Here is a 24,514-nt window from a genome sequence, read left to right as displayed (position 1 = left end):
CCCGGACAGCACAGACTGCTGCCCGGCAAGCGTTTCAGGCGCGCCATTCCAAGGAGGTTCACGTGCCCCGCAAGACTCCCATCGAGCGCTACCGGAATATCGGCATCAGCGCTCACATCGATGCCGGCAAAACCACCACCACTGAACGCATCCTGTTCTACACCGGCGTGACCCACAAGATCGGCGAGGTTCACGACGGTGCGGCGACGATGGACTGGATGGAACAGGAGCAGGAGCGCGGCATCACCATCACGTCGGCGGCCACCACCGCTTTCTGGAAGGGCATGGCCGGCAACTATCCGGAACATCGGATCAATATCATCGACACCCCGGGCCACGTCGACTTCACGATCGAAGTGGAGCGCTCCATGCGCGTGCTCGACGGCGCCTGCATGGTGTACGACTCGGTTGGCGGCGTGCAGCCGCAGTCGGAAACCGTGTGGCGCCAGGCGAACAAGTACAAGGTGCCGCGCATTGCGTTCGTCAACAAGATGGACCGCGTGGGCGCGGACTTCTTCCGCGTGCAGCGGCAGATCGGCGACCGGCTGAAGGGCGTCGCGGTGCCGATCCAGATTCCGATCGGCGCGGAAGAACACTTCCAGGGCGTGGTCGATCTGGTCAAGATGAAGGCGATCTTCTGGGACGAAGAGAACCAGGGCATCAAGTTCGAGTATCGCGACATTCCGCCGGAACTCGCGGCGACCGCGAAAGAATGGCACGACAAGATGGTCGAGGCCGCGGCCGAAGCGAATGAGGAACTGCTCGACAAATATCTTGGCGGCGAAACGCTGACCGAAGAGGAAATCAAGCAGGCCATTCGCGCCCGCACCATCGCCAATGAAATCGTGCCGATGCTGTGTGGCAGCGCCTTCAAGAACAAGGGCGTGCAGGCCATGCTCGACGCGGTGATCGACTATCTGCCCTCACCGGTGGACGTGCCCGCCATCACCGGCCACGACGAGCACGACAACGAGATCGAGCGTCATCCGAACGACACCGATCCGTTCTCGGCGCTCGCGTTCAAGATCATGACCGACCCGTTCGTCGGCCAGCTGATTTTCTTCCGCGTCTATTCCGGCGTAGTGAATTCGGGCGACACGGTCTACAACGCGATCAAGGAAAAGAAGGAACGCCTTGGCCGGATCCTGCAGATGCACGCCAACGAGCGCAAGGAAATCAAGGAAGTCTACGCGGGCGACATCGCCGCGGCCGTCGGCCTGAAGGAAGCCACCACGGGCGACACGCTGTGCGATCCGAACCACGTGATCATCCTCGAAAAGATGATCTTCCCGGAGCCGGTGATCTCGCAGGCCGTGGAGCCGAAGACCAAGGTCGACCAGGAAAAGATGGGCATCGCGCTGAACCGTCTTGCTCAGGAAGACCCGTCGTTCCGCGTGCAGACGGACGAAGAATCCGGCCAGACGATCATCTCGGGCATGGGCGAGTTGCACCTGGAAATTCTGGTCGACCGCATGAAGCGCGAGTTCGGCGTGGAGGCCACGGTCGGCAAGCCGCAGGTCGCGTATCGCGAGACGGTGCGCAACAAGGCCGAAGATGTCGAAGGCAAGTTCGTCAAGCAGTCGGGCGGCCGCGGCCAATACGGCCACGCGGTGATTACGCTCGAGCCGGCGCCGCAAGGCAAGGGTTACGAATTCGTCGACGCGATCAAGGGCGGTGTGATTCCGCGCGAATTCATTCCGGCCGTCGACAAGGGCATTCAGGAAACGCTGAAGGCCGGCGTGCTGGCGGGCTATCCGGTAGTCGACGTGAAGGTGACGCTCACGTTCGGTTCGTATCATGATGTCGACTCGAACGAAAACGCGTTCCGCATGGCCGGCTCGATGGCCTTCAAGGAAGCGATGCGCAAGGCCAAGCCCGTGCTGCTCGAACCGATGATGGCCGTTGAAGTGGAAACGCCGGAAGACTTCATGGGCAACGTGATGGGCGATCTGTCGAGCCGTCGCGGCATGGTGCAAGGCATGGAAGACATCGCCGGCGGCGGCGGCAAGCTGGTGCGCGCCGAAGTGCCGCTCGCGGAGATGTTCGGTTACTCCACGTCGCTGCGCTCCGCGACGCAAGGCCGCGCGACTTACACGATGGAGTTCAAGCACTACGCTGAAACGCCGAACAACGTCGCTGAAGCCGTGATCAACGCGAAGCAGAAGTAACGGCGCTACGCCGCAGGCGTCGCACGCCAGCGGCTCGAAGCCCGTCCCCTGCGGACGGGCTTTTTTTCGTCCGCGACGCCACGCACGGGGCCTCTTCACACGCGCGTTTTTGAACGTGCAAAAATGCCAGATGGCGCCGTGCCGAACGTCGGGACTCACGCTTACGAGGAGACACATCATGAGTCAGGATCACGAACATCCGCATTACAAGGACGTGCCGCCGGCCGTGCCCGATTGGCGCGAGCACGGCGTGAAGGTCATCAAGGGCGATCAGCTCGACACCAACACGGCGCAAACGCCGGGCATGAATCGCGCGGCGGCGATCAATGCGGCACGCGTCGGCGCGCAGAAGATCTGGGCCGGCACCGTGACGATCCATCCGAATGCGAAGACCGGCGCGCATCATCATGGCGCGCTCGAAAGCGTGATCTACGTGGTGCGCGGCCAGGCGCGCATGCGTTGGGGCGAGCATCTGGAATTCACCGCCGAGGCCGGCCCCGGCGACTTCATCTTCGTGCCGCCCTATGTGCCGCATCAGGAGATCAACGCGAGTACCGACGATCCGCTCGAATGCGTGCTGGTGCGCAGCGACAACGAAGCGGTCGTGGTCAATCTGAACATCGACGCGGTGGAACAGCCCGAAACGGTGTTCTGGGTCGATCCGATTCACAAGCATCCACACGATCATTAACGCCCGCCCACGCAACTCATGACGCCGACCGCTTCGCTGCGCCCTCGCCTCTTCGCGCTATACGCCGTGCTGATCGCCGCCAATCTCGGCGCATGGGCGTGGGCGCTGATCGCGTTTCGCCACTATCCGCTGCTGTTCGGCACCGCGCTGCTCGCCTATGGCTTCGGCCTGCGTCATGCGGTCGACGCCGATCACATCGCGGCGATCGACGCCGTCACGCGCAAGCTCATGCAGGCCGGCAAGCGGCCGCTCGGCGTCGGGCTGTCGTTTTCGCTGGGGCATTCGACCATCGTGATCCTGGCGACGATCGGCATCGCGTGGACCGCGCATTCGCTGCAAGGCCGTTTCGAGACTTTCAAGGCGGTGGGCGGCACGATCGGCACGCTCGTCTCCGCGAGTTTCCTGCTGGTGCTGGCGGCCGTCAATCTCGTGATCTTGCGTGACGTCTGGCGCCGTTATCGCCATGTCCAGCGCGGCGGCGAACTGCCTGCTCAAACGCCGGATCCGATTGCGCCGGCGGGTCTGCTGTCGCGCGCGCTGCGCCCGCTCTTCGGGCTCGTGACGAAAAGCTGGCACATGTACCCTGTCGGCGTGTTGTTCGGCCTAGGCTTCGATACCGCAACCGAGATCGGTTTGCTGGCGATTGCCGCGTCCGAAGCGGGCCGAGGACTGCCGCTCTATTCGATCCTCGTGTTCCCCGCGCTCTTCACCGCCGGCATGACACTCGTCGATTCGACCGATAACGTGCTGATGGTCCACGCCTACGGCTGGGCCATGGACGACCCGAAACGCAAGCTCTACTACAACGCGAGCATCACCTTTGTCTCGGCGGTGGTGGCGATTGTGATCGGCGGAGTCGAAGCCCTGGGCCTGCTGTCGGACAAACTCGGGCTGAACGGCGGCGTATGGGATGCGGTCGCCGGCGTGAACGAACGCTTCGGCGTGCTGGGTTACGGCATCGTCGCGCTGTTCATGGCGTGCTGGATCGGCTCGGTGCTGTTTCACCGCTGGCGGCGCCCGAACGCGGTCGCGCGGTAAATCCAACAGGTTTCCCGCTGCGATCGGTAACGTTGCCATCGCGGCATTGTCCGTCGCGCTGCCGCAGCGGCGGGCACCTCAACCGCCCGCCGCGTGCGAATCACGCATGCATCGCGCCACGCAAGCGTCGAGCGTTGTGGTGACGATACACACCGGCCCGTTTATCCGCGAATCGGCAGGCCCGCGCCGCCGCAAGCGCTCCGTAGCCTTGACCAATCGCTTACACTGAGACCGCTTTGCATCGCCGCTTTCGTCATTGCGCGACTGTCGCGCATCCGGCGCGGCCTTTCAGAACCGGCAACAGAACGGACTGGACACTCCATCGATGAAGACTCCCGCGAACCGAATTCTCGCTCTCGACGCAGCCCGACTCACCGCCGACGCCTACGGCAACCACGCCATCGACGAATTCCTCGCCGGCCGCATCACGCGCCGCGATCTGCTGCGCTACGCCAGCGTGATCGGTTTGTCGCTGGCGGGCGGCGGCGTGCTGAATGCGCCGCGAGCGCGTGCGCAAGGCACCGCGGCCGCGTCGAATCAGACGATTCGTGTGGCTCACCTGACGCCTGCCGGCGCGGTCGATCCGCTCACCGTGACGGACGCCGCCAGTCTTGCCTTGCTGAACCAGACCGGTGAATTCCTGATCGACGACGACGGTGAAAAGCTCATGCTCAAACCGGCGCTCGCCTTGTCATGGAAACCCAACGACAAAGGCGACGTGTGGACCTTCAAGCTGCGTCCGAACGTCAAGTTCCACGACGGCCAACTGTTCACCGCCAAGGACGTGGTCGCCACCTTCGAGCGCCTCGCGGATCCGGCGAGCGGCTCGGCGGCGCTTTCCGTGCTCAAGGGCGTGCTGTCCAAAGGCGGCACGAAAGCGGTCGACGACCACACGGTTGCGTTTCATCTGGATGCGCCGAACGGCAACTTCCCGTACTACGTTTCCTCGGACAATTACAACGCCGTGATCCTGCCCGCGAACTACGCCGGCGGTTACGAGAAGAGCTTCATCGGCACGGGGCCGTTCAAGCTCGAAAAGTACCAGGCGAAGGTGGGCGCATCGTTCGTGCGCAATCCCGATTACTGGGGCGAGAAAGCGTTACCGCAACGCGTACAGTTCTCCTTCTACGCCGACGAACAGGCTCAACTGCTCGCACTGCAAGGCCATCAGGCCGATGTGATGGGCACCTTCACCGTGCAGGGCGGCGCCGGCATTCTGAACAATCCGGATTACAAGGCCGTGGGCGTGAAGTCGAGCGCGCACCGGCAGATTCACATGCGCAACGACAATCCGCTGTTCAAGGACAAGCGCGTGCGCCAGGCACTGGCGTTGTCGATCGATCGCGATGTGCTGGTGCGAGGCCTCTTCAAAGGGCGCGCGCAACTCGGCAACGACAGTCCGTTCGCGCCGGTGTTTCCGTCGTCGGATGCGGGTGTCGCGCAACGCAAGCTCGACGTCGCGAAAGCGAAGCAACTGCTCGCGCAAGCGGGTGTGCCGAATGGCTTCGATGTGACGCTAACCACCGAAAAATACATGGAGATTCCCGATCTCGCCGTGGTCGTGCAGAACGCGGCGAAAGCCATCGGCGTGCGCATCAACCTGAAGGTCGAGAGCCAGTCGCTGTATTACGGCGCGGGCACGCCGGGCAAATCGGATTGGCTCGACTCGCCGCTCGGCATTACCGACTACGGTCATCGCGGCGTGCCGAACGTTTTTCTGAATGCACCGCTCACCAGCACCGGCACGTGGAACGCGGCGCACTTCAAGAATCCGCAATACGACCAACTGGTCGCGCAATTCGTCGCGGCCGTCGATCTCGGCTCGCAGAAGAAAATCTCCGGGCAGATCCAGACGCTGCTGCTCGATGAAACGCCCATCATCATTCCATTCTTCTACGATCAGCTGATCGCCATGCGCAAGGGTGTGAACGGCGTGCGCTTCACCGCGCTCGCGCAACTCTACTTCGACCGCGCGGTGTTGAGCGCGTGATGTTGATGGCCTAAGCGCCAGCGCGCATTCGGCAGGAGAGCACGATGTCGACCACGGTGACCCCTTCCGCAAACTCTGCGTCGCGCGGCAACGCAGGCCGCGTCGTGCGTTTTCTGGCCACGCGTGTCGGCCTGTCGCTGATCACGCTGTGGCTGCTGTCGGTGATCGTCTTCGCGGGCGGCCAACTGCTGCCCGGCGATATCGGCCGCGCGGTGCTCGGCCCGCTTGCCGACGCGCGCGCGGTCGCCGCGCTCAATCATCAACTCGGCGCGGACCGCCCGCTGATGACGCAATACGCCGAGTGGATTTCGCATTTCGTGCGCGGCGACATGGGCCTCTCGTATGCGTATCGCGAGCCGGTCGGGCCGTTCATCGCCGACGCGCTCGCGCATTCCGCGAGGCTCGGCTTGCTCGCGTTCATCGTGGTCGTGCCGCTCGGCATTGCGGGAGGCGTATGGTCGGCCATGCACGCCGGACGCTGGCTCGATCGCACGATCAGCATTGCCGGATTGTCGGCGACGGTGGTGCCGGAATTCGTTTCGTCGATCGTGCTGATCCTCGTGTTCGGCGTGTGGCTGCGCTGGCTGCCGATCGAAGCGTCGTATCCGCCCGAAGCGAGCGCGCTCGAACAGCTGCGCCATCTGGTGCTGCCGGTGCTGCCGCTCGTGCTGGTGTTCTTCGGCTACATCGCGAGAATGGCGCGCGCCGGCACCGTCGAGGCGCTCGACGCCGACTACACGCGCACCGCGATTCTCAAGGGCCTGCCGCGCCATATCGTGATCTGGCGGCATGTCTTGCGCAACGCGTTGCTGCCCACCATCACGGTGGCCGCCACGCAACTCGGTTATATGATTGGCGGGCTCGTGGTGGTCGAGACACTGTTCCACTATCAGGGCATCGGCTCGCTGATTTACAACGCCGCCAAGGCCAAGGACTTTCCGATGCTCGAAGCAGGCGTACTGACGATCGGTGTGGTCTACACCGCCGCCAATCTCGTTGCGGATGCGCTGCATGTGTTGCTCAATCCGCGGCTGCGGGTGAGGAGCGCCGAATGAGCGCCATCGTTCCGCCGGCCGCGTCGCCGGCTCCACGTCCGGTTGACGAGCCGCGCTTCGACCAGTTGCGCGTGCTGCTGCGCTCACCGACCTTCGTGGTCGGCGTGGTGATCGTCACGTGGTGGATCGTGTGCGCCGTCGCCGGGCAATGGATCGTGCGCCTCGACCCTTACGCGTCCGATCCGCTCAACTCGTTGACGCCGCCTGACCGCACGCACTGGTTCGGCACCGATCAACTCGGGCGCGACGTGTTCTCGCGCGTAATCGTCGGTGCGCGCGACATTCTCACCATTGCGCCGCTCGCCACGCTGCTGGGTACATTGGCGGGCACCGCGTTGGGATTGATCGTCGGCTACTTCGAAGGCTGGGTCGACAACGTGGTCGGGCGCGCGATCGACGCCGTGCTCGCGCTGCCGCTCGTGATCGTCGCGCTGCTCGCGCTGGCTGCCGTCGGCGCGTCGAATTTCACGGTCATCCTCGTGATCGGCATCACCTTCACGCCGATCACCGCGCGCACCGTGCGCGCCGCGGTGTTCGCTGAACGGCATCTCGACTACGTCGCCGCGGCGCAGCTGCGCGGCGAGCGCGCGCCTTACATCATGTTCGCGGAGATTCTACCGAACGTGTTGCCGCCGATCATCGTCGAGGCGACAGTGCGGCTCGGTTACGCGATTTTCGCGGTCGCCACGCTGTCGTTTCTCGGCTTCGGCATCCAGCCGCCATCGGCGGACTGGGGTCTCGCCCTATCCGAGTCGTACACGCTGATGGCGGGCGGCGCATGGTGGACCGTGGTGTTCGCGGCCGGTGCGATTGCGAGCCTGGTGGTCGGCGTGAATCTGATCGCCGACAGCGTACAAGGCGTGCTCGACCAATGAACGGCCCGCCGCCCTCCTCGTTCCCGGCCTTCGACGTCTCGAAGAGCGATCGCACGGATGCGCTGACCGTCATCGGTCTGACGGTCACGTACCGCATGCGCGGGCGCGATCGCGAAGTGCTGCAAGACATTTCGTTTCGCGTGCGGCGCGGCGAGGCGTACGGTCTCGTCGGCGAGTCCGGCTGCGGCAAGTCGACCGTCGCAATGGCGACGCTACGCTATCTGCCGCGCAACGGCAAAGTGAAAGCCGGCAAAATCATCATTGCCGGCGAGGACGTCCAGAAGCTCGACGCCGACGCGCTGCGCAACATGCGCGCGAGGACGATTTCGATGGTCTATCAGGATCCGGGGCGCGCGCTCAATCCCTCGCTCACGGTCGCGCGGCAAGTCTCGGAAGCATTCGAAGCCGCCGGCGTCGCGCGCGACGAAGCCTTGCGGCGCACGCTCGAGATGCTGCAGCGCGTGCGCATTGCCGCGCCCGAGCGGGTGATGCACAGCTATCCTCATCAGTTGTCGGGCGGCATGCAACAGCGCGTGGTGATCGCCATGGCGCTCGCTTCGAACCCGGCGCTGCTGATTCTCGACGAACCGACCACCGGCCTCGACGCTACGGTCGAGGCCGAAGTGCTCGACCTCGTTGCGCAGTTGCGAGCGGAACTCGGCACGGCTGTGCTCTTCATCAGCCACAACCTCGCGGTGATCGGACGGATGTGCGAACGCGTCGGTGTGCTTTACGCGGGCAAGCTGGTTGAGGAAGGCGCGACGCAGGATGTCTTCACGCGGCCGCGCCATCCGTATACGGTCGGACTGTTGCGTTGCCTGCCCACGGCCGGGCGCAGCAAGGATAGCGAGCGGCTCGACACGATTGCCGGCAGCCTGCCCTCGCCGGGTTCGGTGACGCAGGGCTGCATCTACGCGGACCGCTGCCGCCTCGCCGACGACCGCTGCCGCCGTGACGCGCCGCCGCCGTATCGCGTGAGCGCCGCGCAAGGCGATCAGATGTCACGCTGTCATTACCACGAACGCGCGATCGAATTGCCGCGTGCGAGCCCGCAAGCCTTGCCGGAGCGCGCCGGCGCGTCGCTCGACAGCGAGCGTGCGGCTCTCGTGCTGCGCGCGGAAAATCTCTCGAAGACGTTCCACCTGTCCGGCGCCTCGCTGCGTGCGGTGGACAATGTCTCGATCGATCTGGCCAGCGGCGAAACGCTCGGCCTCGTCGGCGAATCGGGCAGTGGCAAGACGACGCTCGCCAAGCTGATGCTCGGTCTGCTCACACCGGATCCGGGCGGCAAGCTCGAACTCGACGGCGTGCCGCTCGCCGCACGCGTCACGCGACGCAACGACGATCAGATCAAGTCGCTGCAGATCGTGTTCCAGAATCCGGACTCGGCGCTCAATCGCGCGCATTCGGTGAAACGGTTGATCGGGCGCGCGTTGTCGCGCCTCACCAGACTGCGCGGGCCCGCGATCGACGAACGGCTTGCCGCGCTGGCAGCCGCCGTGCGTTTGCCGCAGCGCTATCTCGGCTCGCGCACGCGGCAACTCTCCGGCGGACTCAAGCAGCGCGTGGCGATAGCGCGCGCGTTTGCCGGCGAGCCGCGCGTGGTGGTGTGCGACGAACCGACTTCCGCGCTCGACGTGTCCGTGCAGGCCGCGATCCTGAACCTGCTCGCCGATCTACAGCGCGAACGTGGCGTGAGTTACGTTTTCATCTCGCATGATCTGCATGTGGTTCGCTATCTGTCGGATCGCATCGCGGTACTGTATCTGGGCAGACTGCTGGAAATCGGACCGGCGGCGGCCGTGTTCGGCGGACCGCACCACCCTTATACCGAAGCGCTGCTGTCTTCGGTGCCGACGCTCGGTGGCCACAGCGGCACGGCCCGCATCCGGCTATGGGGCGAACTGCCGAGCGCGGCATCGCCGCCATCGGGTTGCGTGTTCCACACGCGCTGCCCTCGCAAGCTCGGTGCGATCTGCGAGCAGCAGGACCCGCCGTTCCTCGACGCCGACGACGCAGCGGCGCCGTCGGCGCATCGAATCCGCTGCCACATTCCCGTCCACGAACTGCGCGCGCTGCAGGCCGCTTCGCGCGACGACGCGGACAACGTCGCGAGGAAGATCCCCGGCAACGGCTCGGCAAACGCACCCGAGAACGCCGGGCGCAACGAATAGCGCTGCGCGATAGGCCCTCGCGGCCGTGCGTTTCATCGCCGAAACGTTTACGCGGGTTTTTTCCTCGCGCGCATCGCACATCCCTATCCGGCACCCGTGGCCGCAAGGCTTTGCGCTCAATGGCATGGATATCGCTAAGTACGGGTCGGACAGGCGAAGCCAGCGCGGCCCGGATTATCGGCAGACGCGCGCGATAAATGGCGACGCGCGGTCGAGCGGCGGCGGGAAAACTGCTATTGGGTGATTGGCCGGAGTCGGCAGGACGGACTCCAGGGCGACGCGTCCCGCGTGCAGCCCGGCCCGTCGTCGCAGACTCAGGGGTGGGCGAGGTGCCATCGTTCCCTCGGGAGAGACGTGATGAAGACCACGAGATTCAATCAGTACTACTGTGGGGTTATACGCGGTACTGCGATCGTAGCGGGCGTGGTGGCGCTGGCGACTCAGGTCGCGTATCCGGCCTCGACGGATGTGATTCCCAAGTGGATCGTACTCGCCGAAGCGCCGCTGCCGGCCAGCGCCGTGCATGGCATCACGCAACTCGCGCAGGACGACAGCGCGACGCCAGGCGGATTGACCACGGGCGCCGCGGCCGCCGAACCGACCGCCGCCGACGATGCCGCGCTGGTATTTCAGCCGCACGACTGCAACAGAGCCAGCATCAGTGGATGCGCGCCTCATGGCGGCGGCAGCGGCAGCAACGGTGCGGCGAGTTCGGGCAATGGCGGCGCCGGTGCGAACGGCAGCGCAGGCGCCGCCGCGGGGGCGGCGGGCTCGGGCAGCGGCAACTCCGGCGCAAGCGGGAGCGGCAAGGGGAACGGCAACGGAAGTGGTAATGGAAGCAGCGGCGGCGGAGGCAGCGGTGGCGGAAGCAGCGGCGGCGGAAGCAGCGGCGGCGGAAGCAGCGGCGGCGGAAGCAGCGGCGGCGGAAGCAGCGGTGGCGGAAGCAGCGGTGGCGGAAGCAGCGGTGGCGGAAGCAGCGGTGGCTGCGGTTGCGGAGGCTCCAGCGGTGGTGCCGGCGCAGGAGGCGGTAAAGGTGGTGGTTTCGGTGGTGGTTTCGGTGGTGGTTTCGGCGGCGGCTTCGGTGGCGGTTTCGGCGGAGGCTTTGGCGGAGGCTTCGGCGGCGGTCACGGAGGCAAGGGCAGCAGCGGAAACGGTGGTGGCAATGGCGGAGGAAACGGGCACTAGCGGTCGCCCGCTCCACGAGTAGGGGGCCCCCGCGCCCTGCTCCCGCTCGCGGCCATTCCCCGGCATCCCGCCTCGTTGTCCGCCGGCATCGGCGGTGATGTCTCGATCCCCCGGTCGAGCGTCACCGCCCGAGGCCGGTCGGTTCCGGCGTTCCATGCAAGCCAGCCGAGAAGGTGCCGTAAAGTCTATCCACGCCATGCGCATCGCGCGCACGCACGCACGCACGCACGCACGCACGCACGCAGCGCGGCTATAACACAAACAACCAGCCGCCCATGCGCGCATGAGAGGAACCAAACCGGGACGATCGCCTCATATCAGATTCAACGTTCGATATGAGGGCACCACACTATGCAGCGACACGTCTTACCCTCCGCAGCACGCGCGGCCACCGGTCTGTTGATGGCCGCCGCGTTCGGCCTCGCATCGCTCGCTCATGCGCAAACACCAGCGCAAACACCCGCACCGACAACACAAACAGCACAAGCGGCGGGACAGCCTCTGTCGCCGACGCTGTCCCAAGCTGCTCCCGCGGTCGATCCCACCTTCTCCGCCTATTCGCTCGCGCAGACCTGCAAGCAGAAGAGCGACAACGTCGCGCAAGGCCAATGCGTCGGCGCGATCCGCGGCATCATCCACGGCTATCAGTACGGCGTGCTGTTCCTCGGTCAGCGCGCCGCCCTGCCGGCCAATGAAACGCAGCGCGTGTCGCTGTGTCTGCGCAATACGCAGGTGTCGTCGATCGTCGACGAATTCGTCGCGGACGCCGCCCAGGTCAACGAAGATTCGCTCAAGCACACTCCGGCGGAAGTCGCGGTGCTGGGTTCCGTGCACATGCACCACAGCTGCAACTAATCTGTGCGCGCGCCGCGCGGCCGTTGCCTGCTGGCGAAACGAGTGAAACGCCCGCAGCGGCCGTTGCGCGCCAACCGTGCGGCGCCTTAGCGCGTCACCTTTTCGCGCCGCCTGACTCACAGCATTTCGAGCGGACGCTTGCCGCGCGGCGGCTTGAAGTAAGCGTCGATAGCGGCCAGCTCATCCGCGCCGAGTTGCAGTTGCGACGCGCGATGGTTGTCGCGCACGTGCTCGACGCGGCCCGCTTTCGGAATCGCGAACACACCGGGCTTGAGCAACACCCATGCGAGCGCCACCTGGAACACCGAGACGCCGCGCGCGCCGGCGATATCGTCGAGCGGCGAGCGTTTCGGCAAGCGTGCGTGATCGACCGGGCTGTACGCCATGAGCGGCATCTTGCGCGCGGCGAGCCACGGCAGCAGATCGAATTCCGCCCCGCGGCGCGCCACGTTGTAGAGAATCTGATTGGTCGCGCAAGCATCGCCGCCTGGCGTAGCGGCGAGTTCTTCCATGTCCTCGGTGTCGAAGTTGCTGACGCCCCAGTGGCGAATCTTGCCCGCCCGCCGCAACGCCTCGAAGCCCTCGACCGTTTCCGCGAGCGGCACCGAGCCGCGCCAATGCAGCAGATACAGATCGAGCTGATCCGTCTTCAGACGCTTGAGGCTCTGCTCGCAGGCCGCGATCACGCCGCGCCGGCTGGCGTTATGCGGATACACCTTGCTGACCAGAAACACCTTGTCGCGCAGGCCGGCCAGCGCGACGCCCAGCAACGATTCGGTCGCGCCGTCGCCGTACATTTCCGCCGTGTCGATCAACGTCATGCCGAGTTCGATGCCACAACGCAGCGCGTCGATTTCAGCGGCCCGCCGCGCCGGCATTTCACCCATCTCCCACGTGCCCTGCCCCAGTTTCGGAATGCGTTCGCCGTCGGGCAGGCTCACGCTTGCGATGTCGCTCGTCATGCTGACTCCTCGAAGTGGCTCAATGGTCGGCCATGCCGCGGCGCATGCGAATGCGCGGCACATGCCACGAAAAACATAGCGACGAGTTTAGCCGTTCGACGGGCATTCGATCGCCCCCCAGGCAAAAGCCCGCTATAACACAACGCGCCGATGTCATAGAATTGCCGCTTGCCCTTCTTGCGTGAGCTCCATGACCTCTGCCTCGGAAGACCGCTGGCGCGACCTGCGCCCGGACCCGGAAAACGACACGCCGCTGTACCTGCAACTTGCCCGCAAGCTCGGCGCCGCTATCCACGAGAACCGCTGGAACGCCGGCGAGGCACTGCCCTCCGAGCGCGTGCTCTCGGAAGCGCTGGGCGTATCGCGGATTACTTCACGCAAGGCGATTGCCTTGCTGGTCGAGCAAGGTCTGATTCGGCGCACGCAGGGCGCCGGCAGTTTCATCACGCCGCGCTATGAGGATCCGTTGTCGCGTCTGTCGAGCTTCAGTGAAATGCTGCGGCGGCGGGGCTTTACGCCGAGTTCGAAGTGGCTCTCGCGCGAAATCCTGCCGGCAAACCGCGACGAGGTGATTCAGCTCGGCCTGTCGCCGGCCGCCGCGGTAACACGCTTGCGGCGCTTGCGGCTGGCCGACGGCATCGTGATGGCGGTCGAGAATTCCACCTTCCCGGCCGCGGTGATTCCCGATCCTCAAGCAATCGGCGATTCGCTGTACACGTACCTGGAGAATCGCGGACTGACGATTGTCCGCGCGCTTCAGCATTTTCGGGCCGTGAATGCGAGCGAGGAAATCGCGCAGCAGATGAGCATCGCCCCGAACGAGGCGCTGCTGTTGATCACCCGCGTGGGCTACACCGCCGATCAGCGGGCCATCGAATTGACCGACACCTACTGCCGCAACGATTACTACGACTTCGTGGCGGAATTGAGAAAGTAGCGGGTCGAGTCTTTGCGCCTTGGATCAGTCATGTGCGCGGTGTTTGCCGGCGGGCTCCCGGCAACCCCCCCTGAAGCGCCTGAACCCTCACTCCCATCTTGCCGCGTGCGCGCCCACCCGGCTCGGCGGCAGCGCGAAATACGCGGGCGTCTCGTCTAGCACCTCGGCCGGTTGCACGGCTAGTACGCGCCCAAACTCCGACTCCACGGTCGCGAGGCAATCGCGCACCTCCTCGAGCGTGACGTCGGGTGCTTTCCAGCCCTCGGGAATCTGCCCGAACGACTGCAGCCACCGGCCCGTTTGCGCAAGCGAGACGCGCACGTGCCAGCTTCCGCCTTCGGTAGCACGCCGTGCCAGCGCGGCCATCGCAGCGAAGGCCGCCAGATAGCCGGTCGCATGATCCAGCGCCTGACACGGCAGGTGCTTGGGCTCGTTCCACCCAGCCGCCTGCCGTTCGGCGAACGCGATTCCGCTCGCCGACTGCACCAGGCTGTCGAACCCGCGCCGCTGAGCCCAAGGCCCCTCGTGACCGTAAGCCGACACCGACACGTAGACGATCCCCGGCCGCTCGCGCGCCAGTTCCTCGGGACCGAAACCGCGCGCGGCGAGCGCCCCCGGACGATATGCCTGCAGAAATACATCGGCTGCGCCGGCGAGGCCGCGCAACACCTCGCGCCCTGCCGTCTCGCGCAGATCGGCGAGCGCCGAACGCTTGCCGCGCCCGTTGTCGATCACCAGCGGCGCAATATTCGGCAGATGCGGTCCGTTGATCATCAACACGTCCGCGCCATGCTGCGCGAGCGCGCGCCCGGCGACAGGCCCGGCAATGATGCGCGACAGATCCAGCACGCGCACCCCCGCCAAAGGCCGCTCCGCGCGACGCCGACGCGGCGGCTCGACCGGCGCGTCGCCAATGCGCTCGATCTCGAAGAGCGGCAAGCCCGCAAGCGCTTTCGCCTGATCGAGCGCCGCCCACTCATCGGGCGTGCGAATCAATGCGGCGCAGAGGCCTGCGTCAGCCAGCGTCTGGTCGAGCGTCGCGCCGTCCCAGCCGCGAATCGCGGAGGCCACCGCTTCGCGATCGTTCGCACAGCCGAGCACGCTCAAGACACCCTGCAAGTGATGCGGGAAGTTCGTGTGCAGTTGAATCCAGCGGCCGTCGCGCGTCTCGTAGAAACCCGTCACCGGATCGCGCAAGGCGGGCGGCGGGCCGCCGTCGATGCGCAAATAGCGTTCGCTGCGAAACGATGCCAGCGCGCGCCGCATCTCCACCGTCACGTGTTGCCGGCGCCCCGTGCGCATGCGGTGGTATTCGGCGGCCGCAAGCCCGGTCGCGGCGATGCTCGCCGAGGCCAGGCTGCCGACCCGGTACACCGATGGCAAGCCGGGTTCGGCACCGTTCAGCGTGACAGATCTCAGCGCGCTCGGGTCGCAGCCGGCGAGAGTCCAGACATGTTTGAGAGCAAGGTCAGGCGTCATGGCGTTTCATCACGAAGCGAAGGGAAGTGAGTCGCGAGTGAACCGAGTCTAGAAGTCCGCCACGTTGCAATCAATCTTGATTATGATAATCAATATATATTGATTTCTTCGGTTTCCACGCTTTTCCATGCCGACCTCGAACTCCCTGACCGCGGCTGAAGCCGCCGCCGCGCTCGGCATCAGCTTGCCGACGCTCTACGCCTACGTGAGCCGCGGCATGCTCAGCTCGTCGCCGGATGCGCAAGGCAAGCATCGTCTCTACGACGCCGGCGAAGTACGCCGCCTCGCTCGCCGCAAGGAAGACGGCAAGCGCGCGGGCAAGGTCGCGCAGAAGGTGCTGGACTGGGGGGTGCCGGTGCTCGAATCGTCGATCACGCTGGTCGCCGAGGGCCGTTTGCTGTATCGCGGGCACGACGCCATGGAGCTCGCGCAAAGCGCATCGCTCGAGGACGTCGCCGCGTTGCTGTGGGAATGCAGCGCGAGGCGGATCGCCAATGCGCCGGCCGTGCCGTTCGCCACCGCTCAGTGGGCCGCATGGCTCAAGCTGTGGAGCGACAGCACGCCGCTCGATCGCGCGCTCGTGCTGCTGCCGGCCGCGGCGGCCCAAATGCCGCGCGTGTGGGCGCTCGGCCGCGATGCGCAACTCGATACGGCCTGCGCCGTCATGCGTTTGCTGGCCGCCGCGATGATCTCCGCGGCGCCGTCGAACGAGCCGCTGCATCGGCAACTGGCTTTGACGTGGCATGTGCGTAACCGGCCGCAAGCCAACCTGCTGCGCGCGGCGCTGGTGGCTTGCGCGGATCATGAGTTGAACGCGTCGACCTTCACGGTGCGCTGTATCACGTCGACGGGGGCGCACCTGTTCGGCGCGGTGGCCGGAGGTCTCGCCGCCCTGTCGGGCCCGCGTCATGGCGGCGAGACAGTGCGGATCGCCGCGCTGCTCGAAGAGGCGTCGCGCGCGCCCGATCTCGACCGCTATCTGGCGAACCGCCTCGCACGCCACGACCACGGCGGACAAGGGCCGATCCTGTCGGGGTTCGGTCATCCGCTTTATCCGGAGGGCGACCCTCGCGCGCGGCTGCTGCTCGGCATGCTTGCCGACTGCGCGCCGGCGCGCTCACCGTTGGCTGACGTGTTGAGACTGGCGCACACCGTGCGCGACACGACCGGAGCGGAACCGACAGTGGACTTCGCGCTCGCCGCCATCGAAAGGGTGCTGGCGCTGCCCGCTGGAGCCGCGTTCACGCTGTTCGCGGTCGGCCGGACGACCGGCTGGATTGCCCACGCCATGGAACAGACGCGCGATGGCCGGTTGATCCGGCCGCGGGCGCGCTATATCGGAGAATACGAAGCTGCCGGGCTGAATTGAGGCCCGGCTGCCTTGACGCTCTCAGCCGGCGAAGCGTCAGGCTGCGCCCAGCCAGCGCGGCAACCAGCTCAGCGCCGGCAAGCCCAGCGTCGGCCGGGTGGTGGGGCGCCCGGAACCGCTTGCCAGCGCAAAGCGTGCGCCGGCCGCCCCCGCGCTGATCCAGGCCGCGGCCCGGCGCGGCAACTCGATCGACTCGCCGGCAGCGAGCCAGTGATCCTCGCTGTGGCCTTCGACAGTCAGCCAGATCTCGCCCGAGATCACCTTGAAGATCGACGGACGCGCGACACGCCAGGCCGCCGCGGGCTCGCCATGTTCCAATTCGAAAATCCGCACTTCACGCATCGCTTTTCTCCTTCAAAGAACTTCGCTGTTGTATCGATTATTGACGTGCGATGATCGGATACCCATGCACAGTTCCGAACACTTCGATCGGAACTGTGCAGTTGAAAAACCGGACAGTTGGCGTGAACCTAGTGTCGTTCGCGAGTGCAGAGTCCGTGCGCATCCGACGCGTCATCCGGTGAAGGAAAAATCCGTATGAAACTCGAAATCCAGCTCGATCGGAACAACGGTGTGCCGTTGACCGAGCAGATCGTCGCGGGCGTCACGGCGTGGATCCGGTCGCGCACCGCCCACCCCGGCTCGAAGCTGCCGTCGATCCGCCAGTTCGCCACCGAATACGAGGTGAGCCGCTTTCCGGTCATCGAGGCTTACGACCGGCTGGTGTCGCTCGGTTATATCGATTCGCGCCACGGCTCGGGCTTTTACGTCTCCGACCGGCAGCCGGCGGGCACGCATTGCCAGGGCACGTCGGACCCGCGCCGCGCCGAAGATGAATCGGACCACCTTCTGCAGCAGTTCAACCACCCTGGCGAAACGCTCAAGCTGGGCAGCGGCTTCATTCCCGAAGCGTGGCGCGACATGGACGGCATCGCGCAGGCGATCCGCCATGTATCGCGTGCCGACCCGGCCAGCATGGTCGATTACGCCACCCCGCTCGGCAACCTGACTTTGCGCGAACACCTGCAAAGCCGCATCGGCCAGTTGGGGATTCAGGCGGATGCGTCGCAGATCCTCATCACCAACGGCGCCAGTCAGGCATTCGATCTGTTGATGCGCTACATGCTCAAGGCGGGCGACACGATCTTCGTCGAAGACCCCGGCTACTACAACCTTTACGGACTGCTGAAGCTGCATGGCGTGACACTGATCGGCATCCCGCGCACGCGCAACGGTCCCGATCTGGACGTGATGCAGGAGCAGTTGAAGTCGCACCGGCCGAAGCTACTGTTCGTCAACACCGTGTTCCACAATCCGACCGGCACCACGGTGGCGCCGCCGGTGGCCTTCCGGCTGCTGCAACTAGCGCGCGAGCACGGTTTCTCGATCGTCGAAGACGATATCTACGCCGATTTTCAGACTGACCTCACCGACCGCCTGGCCACGCTCGATCAGCTCGAACACGTGATCTACCTGGGCGGCTTGTCGAAGACGCTGTCGTCGTCGCTGCGCATCGGCTGTGTGGTGGCGAGCCACGCGATCATCAAGGATCTGGTCGATATCAAGATGCTGACGAGCATCGGCGGCTCGCGTTTTGCAGAAGCAGTTGCCGTGTCGATGCTCGAGCGCGGTGCATATCGCAAGTATCTGGAGCGTCTGCGGCGGCGTATGCGCGACGCGCTCGGCTCGACGATTCAAACGCTCGAGGACACCGGCTGGGAGATTTTCGATAAACCCGTGGGCGGGAAATTCGTGTGGGCTCGCGTGCCGCACGTCGCCAATGCTGAACGGCTGGTGGAGTGCGGTGCGCCGCTGGGCGTGACCGTGGTGCCGGGCAACTATTTCCGGCCGAATATGGAGGTGAGTCCGTGGACCCGGATTCATATCGCGTTCGGCAACGACCCACGCGCGCAGACGTTCTTTCGCGCTGCGGCGGTGTTGCCGGCGTCGGGGTGAGGTGGCGGGATGGGCTTCGCGGTGACGTTTCGGGGTGACGTTTCGGGATGACGCTTCGCGGTGACGTTTCGGGTTGACGCTTCGGGTTGACGCTTCGGGTTGACGCTTCGGGTTGACGCTTCGGGTTGACGCTTCGGGTTGACGCTTCGGGGTGACGCTTCGGGGTGACGCTTCGCGGTGACGTTTCGGGATGACGTTTCGGGATGACGTTTCGGGATGACGCTTCGCGGTGACGTTTCGGGTTGACGCTTCGGGTTGACGCTTCGGGTTGACGCTTCGGGGACATGCTTCCGGTTGACGCTTCGGGGCCATGCTTCCGGTTGATGCTTCGGGATGAGACGCCGGGATGAGGCTTCGGCGTGCGGCGCCCGCACAGGCAGCAAGGACCTATCCGCGATTTCGTGGGCGGGGCATATCATGAGGGATCAAGGTCATGGATATGCCGATGAAAAAGAAACGGACAGCAGCGTCTCAGGCAGCGGCCCGCGGGCCGCTGCCTGAACTGCCAGATGAGTTGATGGATCAACTGGTCAAAGGGCCTATGTCGCCCGGCGACGTTCAAGACCTGATGCTGGCATTCAACAAGGCCATCATCGAACGGGCGATGGGCGCCGAGATGAATCTGCATCTGGGTTACCCGTCCGGCCAGGTCAAGCCGCTCGGTCAGGTCAACGAACGCAACGGCGCCAGTGGCAAAACCGTCATGACCGACCGCGGCCCGGTTCGGGTCGAGATCCCACGCGACCGGGACGGCAGCTTCGAGCCGATCCTCATTCCCAAGCACGAGCGCCGTTTTACCGGCTTCGACGAGCGCATCATCGCGATGTACGCGCGTGGCATGAGTGTGCGTGAGATCCGCGCTTTTCTAGCCGAGAGCTACGGAACCGAGGTCTCGCCCGATTTCATCAGTTCGGTGACCGACGAAGTCATGGCCGAAGCCTTCGCCTGGCAAAGTCGTCCGCTCGAGACGATGTATCCGGTGGTGTTCTTCGACGCGCTGCGGGTCAAGATTCGCGACGGCGGCATGGTCAGCAATAAGGCCGTGTACCTGGCGCTGGGCATCCAGGCCGACGGCCAGCGCGACGTGCTGGGGCTCTGGATCGAGCAGACCGAAGGCGCGAAGTTCTGGCTCAAGGTGTTCAACGAACTCAAGACGCGCGGCTGTCAGGACATCCTGATCGCCGTGGTGGATGGTCTGAAGGGTTTGCCCGAGGCAATCGCTGCGGTCTACCCCCGTGCCACCGTGCAGACCTGCATCGTGCATTTGATCCGCAATAGCCTGGAATTTGCCAACTACAAGGACCGCAAAGCGCTCGCCCAAGCGTTGAGACCGATCTATGCTGCCGCCAGCGCAGAGGCCGCAGAGCAAGCGTTACGCGACTTCGCCGAAGGGCCATGGGGCGCCAAATACCCGATGATCGTCCAATGCTGGCAGCGTGCCTGGGAGCACGTCATACCGTTCTTCGTGTTCCCCCCGGACATTCGACGGGTGGTGTACACCACCAACGCCATTGAGAGTTTGAACATGCAACTGCGCAAGATCATCAAGACGCGAGGCCATTTCCCGAACGACGAGGCGGCCGTCAAGCTGCTCTGGCTCGCGCTACGCAACATGTTGGCGAAATCGGTGCGGAGCACCTTTGATTGGAAATCCGCGATGAACCAGTTTGCTATTCTGTTCGGTGAACGATTTACGCAGGCCCGTTGAGCACGAGGGTTTTTAACCGCCTCGCCCACGAAAATGCGGACAGGTCCGGCAGCAACATCGCGCCACTAGCCGACCCAATATCCACGCGCACTGCGCCGGGCGGCGCTTTTCCCTAGAATAGCGAGTCCCAGCCCGTCCTGCGCGCCCAGCCGCCCCCCATGTCCACGCCGACTTCGCCCGCCCCCGCATCCAGTACCTCAAGTACCCCCTCGCCTCGCTCGCTCACCGTGATGCTGTGGGTCGTCGCCACCGGCTTCTTCATGCAGACGCTCGACTCGACCATCGTCAACACCGCGCTCCCCGCCATGGCGACGAGCCTCGGCGAGTTGCCGCTACGCATGCAATCGGTGGTGATCGCCTATTCGCTGACGATGGCCGTGATGATCCCGGTCTCCGGCTGGCTCGCCGACAAACTCGGCACGCGCCGCGTGTTCTTCAGCGCGATCCTCGTGTTCGCCGTCGCTTCGTTGCTGTGCGCTAACGCGCACACGCTCAATCAACTCGTGGTGTTCCGCGTCATGCAAGGCGTGGGCGGAGCGATGCTGTTGCCGGTCGGCCGGCTCGCAGTGCTGCGCACCTTCCCGGCCGAACGCTATTTGCCGGCGCTCTCGTTCGTGGCGATTCCGGGTCTCATCGGACCGCTGATCGGTCCGACGCTCGGCGGCTGGCTCGTGAAGATCGCATCGTGGCACTGGATCTTTCTGATCAACGTGCCAGTGGGCATAATCGGGTGCATCGCCACCTTCATCTTCATGCCGGACAGCCGCAACGAGCACGTGGGCAAGTTCGACATGAAAGGCTACCTGCTGCTGATCGTGGGCATGGTGGCGATTTCATTCGCGCTCGACGGACGTACCGAGTTCGGCATTCAGCACGCCACGGTGCTGGTCCTTCTGATCCTGAGCCTCGCCTGCTTTGTCGCCTACGGCCTGCACGCCGTGCGCGAGCCCTCGCCGATTTTCTCGCTGGATCTCTTCAAGATCCACACCTTCAGCGTCGGCCTGCTCGGCAATCTGTTCGCGCGGATCGGCAGCGGCGCGATGCCCTATCTGATTCCTCTGCTATTGCAGGTGAGTCTCGGCTATAGCGCCTTCGAAGCCGGCATGATGATGCTGCCGGTCGCGGCCGCGGGCATGGCGTCCAAACGTCTCGTGACGCAGCTGATCATCAAGTACAGCTATCGGCGGGTGCTGATCATCAACACGGTGCTGGTCGGCTTGACGATGGCAAGCTTTGCGCTCACTTCCGCGAACCAGCCGCTGTGGCTGCGGCTCGTACAACTGGCGTTCTTCGGCGGCGTCAACTCGATCCAGTTCACCGCAATGAACACGTTGACGCTCAAAGACCTGGGCACCGGCGGCGCGAGCAGCGGCAACAGCCTGTTTTCACTGGTACAGATGCTGTCGATGAGTCTCGGCGTGACCGTGGCCGGCGCCCTGCTCGCCACCTTCACGGGCCTGCTGCCGCGTGTGACGGCGGCCAATTCGCTGCCCGCGTTTCACGCGACGTTCCTGTGTGTCGGCATCATTACAGCAGGCTCGTCGTGGATCTTCGCGCAACTGTCACCGGACATACGCACGCCCGCGAAAAAGACCGATCCCTCCGAACGGACCTGACGCTCGCCGGCCCGCCGCCGACCCGCAACGGGGCGCGGGCCGCACCAGCGAAGTGCGGATCGTCGCGCTTACGCACGCGCCGGCGCACAATCGTCTTATCTGAGTGTGACAGCCGGGCATGTGCGCTGTGTTTCCGTACGCGCATAGTTCTTGCTCCCCGATCCTGTAAACTGACATTTTGCGCGTGCGGACTCGTGTCGAGCATGCAGGCGCGCCGCCACTCCCACACGACTGACATGATGAGCATGATCGAACTCGATCCTCCCGGCTTCCAGCCGCCGCGCCCCATGGCCGGCGACGAGGGTTCCCGGCGCACCGTTTTATACGGCGGCTACACTGTTTTCAGCGTGTTCCAGCCCGTCTTCTCCGTGTCGCACCGGCGCGCAATCGGTTATCACGCGTCGCTGCGCGCCCGTGACGAACACGGGTTGCAAGTGCCGTCGCACGAGGTTTTCACGCAAGCCGCGCGGCGCGGCGACCTGCTCGAACTCGGGCGGCTTGCCGAATCACTGCATCTGGGCAACTTCAACGCGTTCGACAGTCACGACGAATGGCTCTTTCTTAGCCTGCACCCGGCCGCCCTGATGGACACCAGTTACGGCGATGCGTTGCTGGCCGGACTCAAGGCGCTTGGCCTCCCGCCGCAGCGCGTGGTGCTGGAAGTTTCCGAACAGGCGGGCGGCGAAACCACCCGCTTTGCGGAAATCATCGATGCGCTGCGCAAATCCGGCTTTCTGATCGCGCTCGACGGCTTTGGCGCGAAGCATTCGAACATTGACCGCGTGTGGAACCTGCGGCCGGACATCGTCACGCTCGACCGCTGCATTCTCGCGCAAGCCAGCGAGCATTCGCATATTGAACGCGTGCTGCCTGGCCTCGTCTCGCTGCTGCACGAATCCGGCCAGCTGGTGCTGATGGGCGGCCTGAGCACTGAACGCGACGCGCTGATCGCGCTCGAATGCAACGTGGACTTCGTGCAAGGCGCGTTTTTCGCGGGCCCGAGCGTCGAACCGGTCAAACCGCAAGCGGCGGCCGGCTTGATGGACTCGCTCTCCGCAGCGCTGCGTGAACGGGTCGCCGCGCGCGAACGCGCACAATCCGCGCGGCTCGCACCGTATGTCACCGCGATCGAGACGGCAGCCGCGCAACTGGTGGCCGGCGAGTCGGTCGCACAAGCCACCGCATCACTCCTCATGCTCGGTGAGACGGCACGCTGCTTCGTGCTGGACGGATCGGGCCGGCAGATTGGCGACAACGTGCTGCCGCCGGGGCGCGCCTCGCAACGCGCCAAGCGTTTCCGCCCGCTGCTGCATTCGGAGGGCGCGAGTTGGGAACGCCGGCCGTACTTCATTCAGGCGATGCGCATGCCCGGCCATGTGCATCTCACGCCGCCCTACCTGTCGATCAACGAAGCCCACCTGTGCGTGACGGCCTCGATTGCCGCGCACACGCCGACGGGTACACAGGTGCTATGCGTGGACATCAACTGGGAACTCGCGGCTCATCGTAATTGAGGCCGCGGCGCTTTGTTGGATCCGCGTGAGCAGTTGCCTGACTGCTGCGCGGCCCAGCATGAGGTTGGTGGCCCGCAGGCGCGCCGAGCTGGTCACCACGCGCATGGCGACGATTTTGGCGGTGCCGCCCGCGAGGTTATTCGTGGACACGTCGAGGACCCCCACGACGTCGCCCTCGAAGAGCATGGCAACGCACAACGTACCCGCAACCGAGACCGTCTCGGCATTGCTCGCATGCTCGACGAGCGACGTTACCGTGTCCATCCACCCCGCCACCGCCGGTTCCGACGTGCTCGACGGCATGCTCACCGGCGCGTCGCTGACCACTTCCGGCGCTTCACTGAAGAGTCGCAACAGGCCCGCGCGATCCTGCGCCTCCAGTGCCGTGCGCAACCGTTCCACGATCCGTGCATGCGCGGACGGATCAGGCCGCTCCACCGGCACACCCGCCCGCTGCAGACGGGCCCTGGCCCGATGGACGATCTGCCGGCAGGCAGCCGGCGTGCGCTCGAGAATCGCCGCGATCTCCGCGTAATCACAGTCGAAGGCTTCGTGCAGGACAAACGCCGCCCGTTCGTCGGGTTTCAGCCGCTCTAGCAGCAGCATTACGCCATACGACATCTCCGCCGCGCGCAAGGCCAGTTCCTCAGCCGAGGGCGCGACCTCGTCGAGCCACGGTTCCGGCAACCAGCCGGCCGCCTGCGACGCACGTTCGCGCTGCACGTGCCGCAGCCGGTCGATCGCCGCGCGCGTGGTGATCGTGGTGAGCCAGGCGACAGGCGTCTGCACCTCTTGCGTGTCCGCGAGATGCCATTTCAACCCGACGTCTTGCACCACGTCTTCTGCTTCGGCGCGGCTGCCGAGCATGCGGTACGCCAGCGCGAGCAGGCGGGCGCGCGCGGCCTCGAAGCTGGATGCCTTCTCGATTGCTTGTTCCGTCAT

19 protein-coding genes are annotated in these 24,514 nt (G+C 65.1%); 15 read left to right on the top strand and 4 right to left on the bottom strand.

Going from position 1 to position 24,514, the window contains the following annotated elements; genetic code table 11:
- The first annotated feature begins 62 nt into the window (after positions 1-62).
- From fusA to CJU94_RS09070, 9 genes are all read left to right on the top strand, one after another.
- Entirely contained in the window at positions 63-2,168 is a 2,106-nt protein-coding gene (fusA, locus tag CJU94_RS09110) for an elongation factor G (RefSeq protein ID WP_095418411.1), read from the top strand.
- Between the two features lie 178 nt (positions 2,169-2,346).
- Positions 2,347-2,859, top strand: coding sequence for a cupin domain-containing protein (locus tag CJU94_RS09105; RefSeq protein WP_095418410.1), 513 nt, complete (start codon positions 2,347-2,349; stop codon positions 2,857-2,859).
- 18 nt (positions 2,860-2,877) lie between these two features.
- Positions 2,878-3,897, top strand: coding sequence for a HoxN/HupN/NixA family nickel/cobalt transporter (locus CJU94_RS09100; RefSeq protein ID WP_095418409.1), 1,020 nt, complete (start codon positions 2,878-2,880; stop codon positions 3,895-3,897).
- 325 nt (positions 3,898-4,222) lie between these two features.
- On the top strand, positions 4,223-5,887 hold the full coding sequence (locus CJU94_RS09095) for an ABC transporter substrate-binding protein (RefSeq protein WP_095418408.1): 1,665 nt from the start codon (positions 4,223-4,225) through the stop codon (positions 5,885-5,887).
- Between the two features lie 44 nt (positions 5,888-5,931).
- On the top strand, positions 5,932-6,942 hold the full coding sequence (locus tag CJU94_RS09090) for an ABC transporter permease (protein WP_095418407.1): 1,011 nt from the start codon (positions 5,932-5,934) through the stop codon (positions 6,940-6,942).
- Positions 6,939-7,817 (top strand): ABC transporter permease, encoded by an 879-nt coding sequence (locus CJU94_RS09085; protein WP_095418406.1) that lies wholly within the window; start codon positions 6,939-6,941, stop codon positions 7,815-7,817. Before CJU94_RS09090 ends, CJU94_RS09085 begins: the two co-directional genes overlap by 4 nt.
- On the top strand, positions 7,814-9,991 hold the full coding sequence (locus CJU94_RS09080; RefSeq protein ID WP_095418405.1) for an ABC transporter ATP-binding protein: 2,178 nt from the start codon (positions 7,814-7,816) through the stop codon (positions 9,989-9,991). The genes CJU94_RS09085 and CJU94_RS09080 overlap by 4 nt, the downstream gene beginning before the upstream one ends.
- 357 nt (positions 9,992-10,348) lie before the next feature.
- On the top strand, positions 10,349-11,176 hold the full coding sequence (locus CJU94_RS40795; RefSeq protein ID WP_157763727.1) for a hypothetical protein: 828 nt from the start codon (positions 10,349-10,351) through the stop codon (positions 11,174-11,176).
- Between the two features lie 351 nt (positions 11,177-11,527).
- Positions 11,528-12,031: a hypothetical protein gene (locus tag CJU94_RS09070; protein WP_095418403.1), complete on the top strand. Its 504-nt coding sequence runs from the start codon at positions 11,528-11,530 to the stop codon at positions 12,029-12,031.
- Positions 12,032-12,147: 116 nt separating this feature from the next.
- Here CJU94_RS09070 and CJU94_RS09065 read toward each other — a convergent pair whose 3' ends face one another.
- Positions 12,148-12,993 (bottom strand): aldo/keto reductase, encoded by an 846-nt coding sequence (locus CJU94_RS09065; protein WP_095418402.1) that lies wholly within the window; start codon positions 12,991-12,993, stop codon positions 12,148-12,150.
- A 190-nt stretch (positions 12,994-13,183) separates the two neighbouring features.
- Between CJU94_RS09065 and CJU94_RS09060 the strand changes: the two genes are divergently transcribed.
- Positions 13,184-13,930: a GntR family transcriptional regulator gene (locus CJU94_RS09060; protein WP_007180601.1), complete on the top strand. Its 747-nt coding sequence runs from the start codon at positions 13,184-13,186 to the stop codon at positions 13,928-13,930.
- A gap of 87 nt (positions 13,931-14,017) precedes the next feature.
- On the opposite strand, the gene CJU94_RS09055 is transcribed toward CJU94_RS09060, so the two are convergent.
- Complete coding sequence (locus tag CJU94_RS09055; RefSeq protein ID WP_095418401.1) at positions 14,018-15,409, bottom strand: CoA transferase; 1,392 nt, start codon at positions 15,407-15,409, stop codon at positions 14,018-14,020.
- Positions 15,410-15,536: 127 nt separating this feature from the next.
- Here CJU94_RS09055 and CJU94_RS09050 point away from each other — a divergent pair, with 127 nt between their 5' ends.
- A complete protein-coding gene (locus tag CJU94_RS09050) occupies positions 15,537-16,778 on the top strand; it encodes a citrate/2-methylcitrate synthase (protein WP_095418400.1) in 1,242 nt (413 codons plus the stop codon).
- A 36-nt stretch (positions 16,779-16,814) separates the two neighbouring features.
- On the opposite strand, the gene CJU94_RS09045 is transcribed toward CJU94_RS09050, so the two are convergent.
- Positions 16,815-17,120: a DUF2917 domain-containing protein gene (locus CJU94_RS09045; RefSeq protein WP_095418399.1), complete on the bottom strand. Its 306-nt coding sequence runs from the start codon at positions 17,118-17,120 to the stop codon at positions 16,815-16,817.
- 195 nt (positions 17,121-17,315) lie between these two features.
- On the opposite strand from CJU94_RS09045, the gene CJU94_RS09040 reads away from it, so the two are divergent.
- The 4 genes from CJU94_RS09040 to CJU94_RS09025 all read left to right on the top strand — a co-directional run bounded on the left by CJU94_RS09040 (position 17,316) and on the right by CJU94_RS09025 (position 23,572).
- Positions 17,316-18,734: an aminotransferase-like domain-containing protein gene (locus CJU94_RS09040; RefSeq protein WP_095418398.1), complete on the top strand. Its 1,419-nt coding sequence runs from the start codon at positions 17,316-17,318 to the stop codon at positions 18,732-18,734.
- 439 nt (positions 18,735-19,173) lie between these two features.
- Positions 19,174-20,442: an IS256 family transposase gene (locus CJU94_RS09035; protein WP_425272189.1), complete on the top strand. Its 1,269-nt coding sequence runs from the start codon at positions 19,174-19,176 to the stop codon at positions 20,440-20,442.
- 158 nt (positions 20,443-20,600) lie between these two features.
- Complete coding sequence (gene mdtD / locus CJU94_RS09030; protein WP_095418397.1) at positions 20,601-22,058, top strand: multidrug transporter subunit MdtD; 1,458 nt, start codon at positions 20,601-20,603, stop codon at positions 22,056-22,058.
- A gap of 239 nt (positions 22,059-22,297) precedes the next feature.
- Complete coding sequence (locus CJU94_RS09025; protein ID WP_095420273.1) at positions 22,298-23,572, top strand: EAL domain-containing protein; 1,275 nt, start codon at positions 22,298-22,300, stop codon at positions 23,570-23,572.
- On the opposite strand, the gene CJU94_RS09020 is transcribed toward CJU94_RS09025, so the two are convergent.
- Positions 23,528-24,514, bottom strand: a complete 987-nt coding sequence (locus tag CJU94_RS09020) for a sigma-70 family RNA polymerase sigma factor (protein ID WP_095418396.1) — start codon at positions 24,512-24,514, stop codon at positions 23,528-23,530. The two genes, CJU94_RS09025 and CJU94_RS09020, sit on opposite strands and share 45 nt — an antisense overlap.

Origin of the sequence: Paraburkholderia aromaticivorans (assembly GCF_002278075.1) — a bacterium.
Lineage (GTDB): Bacteria > Pseudomonadota > Gammaproteobacteria > Burkholderiales > Burkholderiaceae > Paraburkholderia > Paraburkholderia aromaticivorans.
The sequence above is the reverse complement of the archived record's forward strand: the minus strand, read 5'-3'. Positions and strand labels throughout refer to the sequence as shown.

Bases quoted from the DNA above. Each gene is read 5' to 3' on its own strand.
- CJU94_RS09020 (WP_095418396.1), bottom strand. From the start codon at position 24,514: ATGACGGAACAAGCAATCGAGAAGGCATCCAGCTTCGAGGCCGCGCGC.
- CJU94_RS09040 (WP_095418398.1), top strand. From the start codon at position 17,316: ATGAAACTCGAAATCCAGCTCGATCGGAACAACGGTGTGCCGTTGACC.
- CJU94_RS09095 (WP_095418408.1), top strand. From the start codon at position 4,223: ATGAAGACTCCCGCGAACCGAATTCTCGCTCTCGACGCAGCCCGACTC.
- CJU94_RS09065 (WP_095418402.1), bottom strand. From the start codon at position 12,993: ATGACGAGCGACATCGCAAGCGTGAGCCTGCCCGACGGCGAACGCATT.
- CJU94_RS09035 (WP_425272189.1), top strand. From the start codon at position 19,174: ATGCCGATGAAAAAGAAACGGACAGCAGCGTCTCAGGCAGCGGCCCGC.
- CJU94_RS09090 (WP_095418407.1), top strand. From the start codon at position 5,932: ATGTCGACCACGGTGACCCCTTCCGCAAACTCTGCGTCGCGCGGCAAC.
- CJU94_RS09055 (WP_095418401.1), bottom strand. From the start codon at position 15,409: ATGACGCCTGACCTTGCTCTCAAACATGTCTGGACTCTCGCCGGCTGC.
- mdtD (WP_095418397.1), top strand. From the start codon at position 20,601: ATGTCCACGCCGACTTCGCCCGCCCCCGCATCCAGTACCTCAAGTACC.
- CJU94_RS09045 (WP_095418399.1), bottom strand. From the start codon at position 17,120: ATGCGTGAAGTGCGGATTTTCGAATTGGAACATGGCGAGCCCGCGGCG.
- CJU94_RS09060 (WP_007180601.1), top strand. From the start codon at position 13,184: ATGACCTCTGCCTCGGAAGACCGCTGGCGCGACCTGCGCCCGGACCCG.
- CJU94_RS09050 (WP_095418400.1), top strand. From the start codon at position 15,537: ATGCCGACCTCGAACTCCCTGACCGCGGCTGAAGCCGCCGCCGCGCTC.
- CJU94_RS09025 (WP_095420273.1), top strand. From the start codon at position 22,298: ATGAGCATGATCGAACTCGATCCTCCCGGCTTCCAGCCGCCGCGCCCC.
- CJU94_RS09100 (WP_095418409.1), top strand. From the start codon at position 2,878: ATGACGCCGACCGCTTCGCTGCGCCCTCGCCTCTTCGCGCTATACGCC.
- CJU94_RS09105 (WP_095418410.1), top strand. From the start codon at position 2,347: ATGAGTCAGGATCACGAACATCCGCATTACAAGGACGTGCCGCCGGCC.
- CJU94_RS40795 (WP_157763727.1), top strand. From the start codon at position 10,349: ATGAAGACCACGAGATTCAATCAGTACTACTGTGGGGTTATACGCGGT.
- CJU94_RS09085 (WP_095418406.1), top strand. From the start codon at position 6,939: ATGAGCGCCATCGTTCCGCCGGCCGCGTCGCCGGCTCCACGTCCGGTT.
- CJU94_RS09070 (WP_095418403.1), top strand. From the start codon at position 11,528: ATGCAGCGACACGTCTTACCCTCCGCAGCACGCGCGGCCACCGGTCTG.
- CJU94_RS09080 (WP_095418405.1), top strand. From the start codon at position 7,814: ATGAACGGCCCGCCGCCCTCCTCGTTCCCGGCCTTCGACGTCTCGAAG.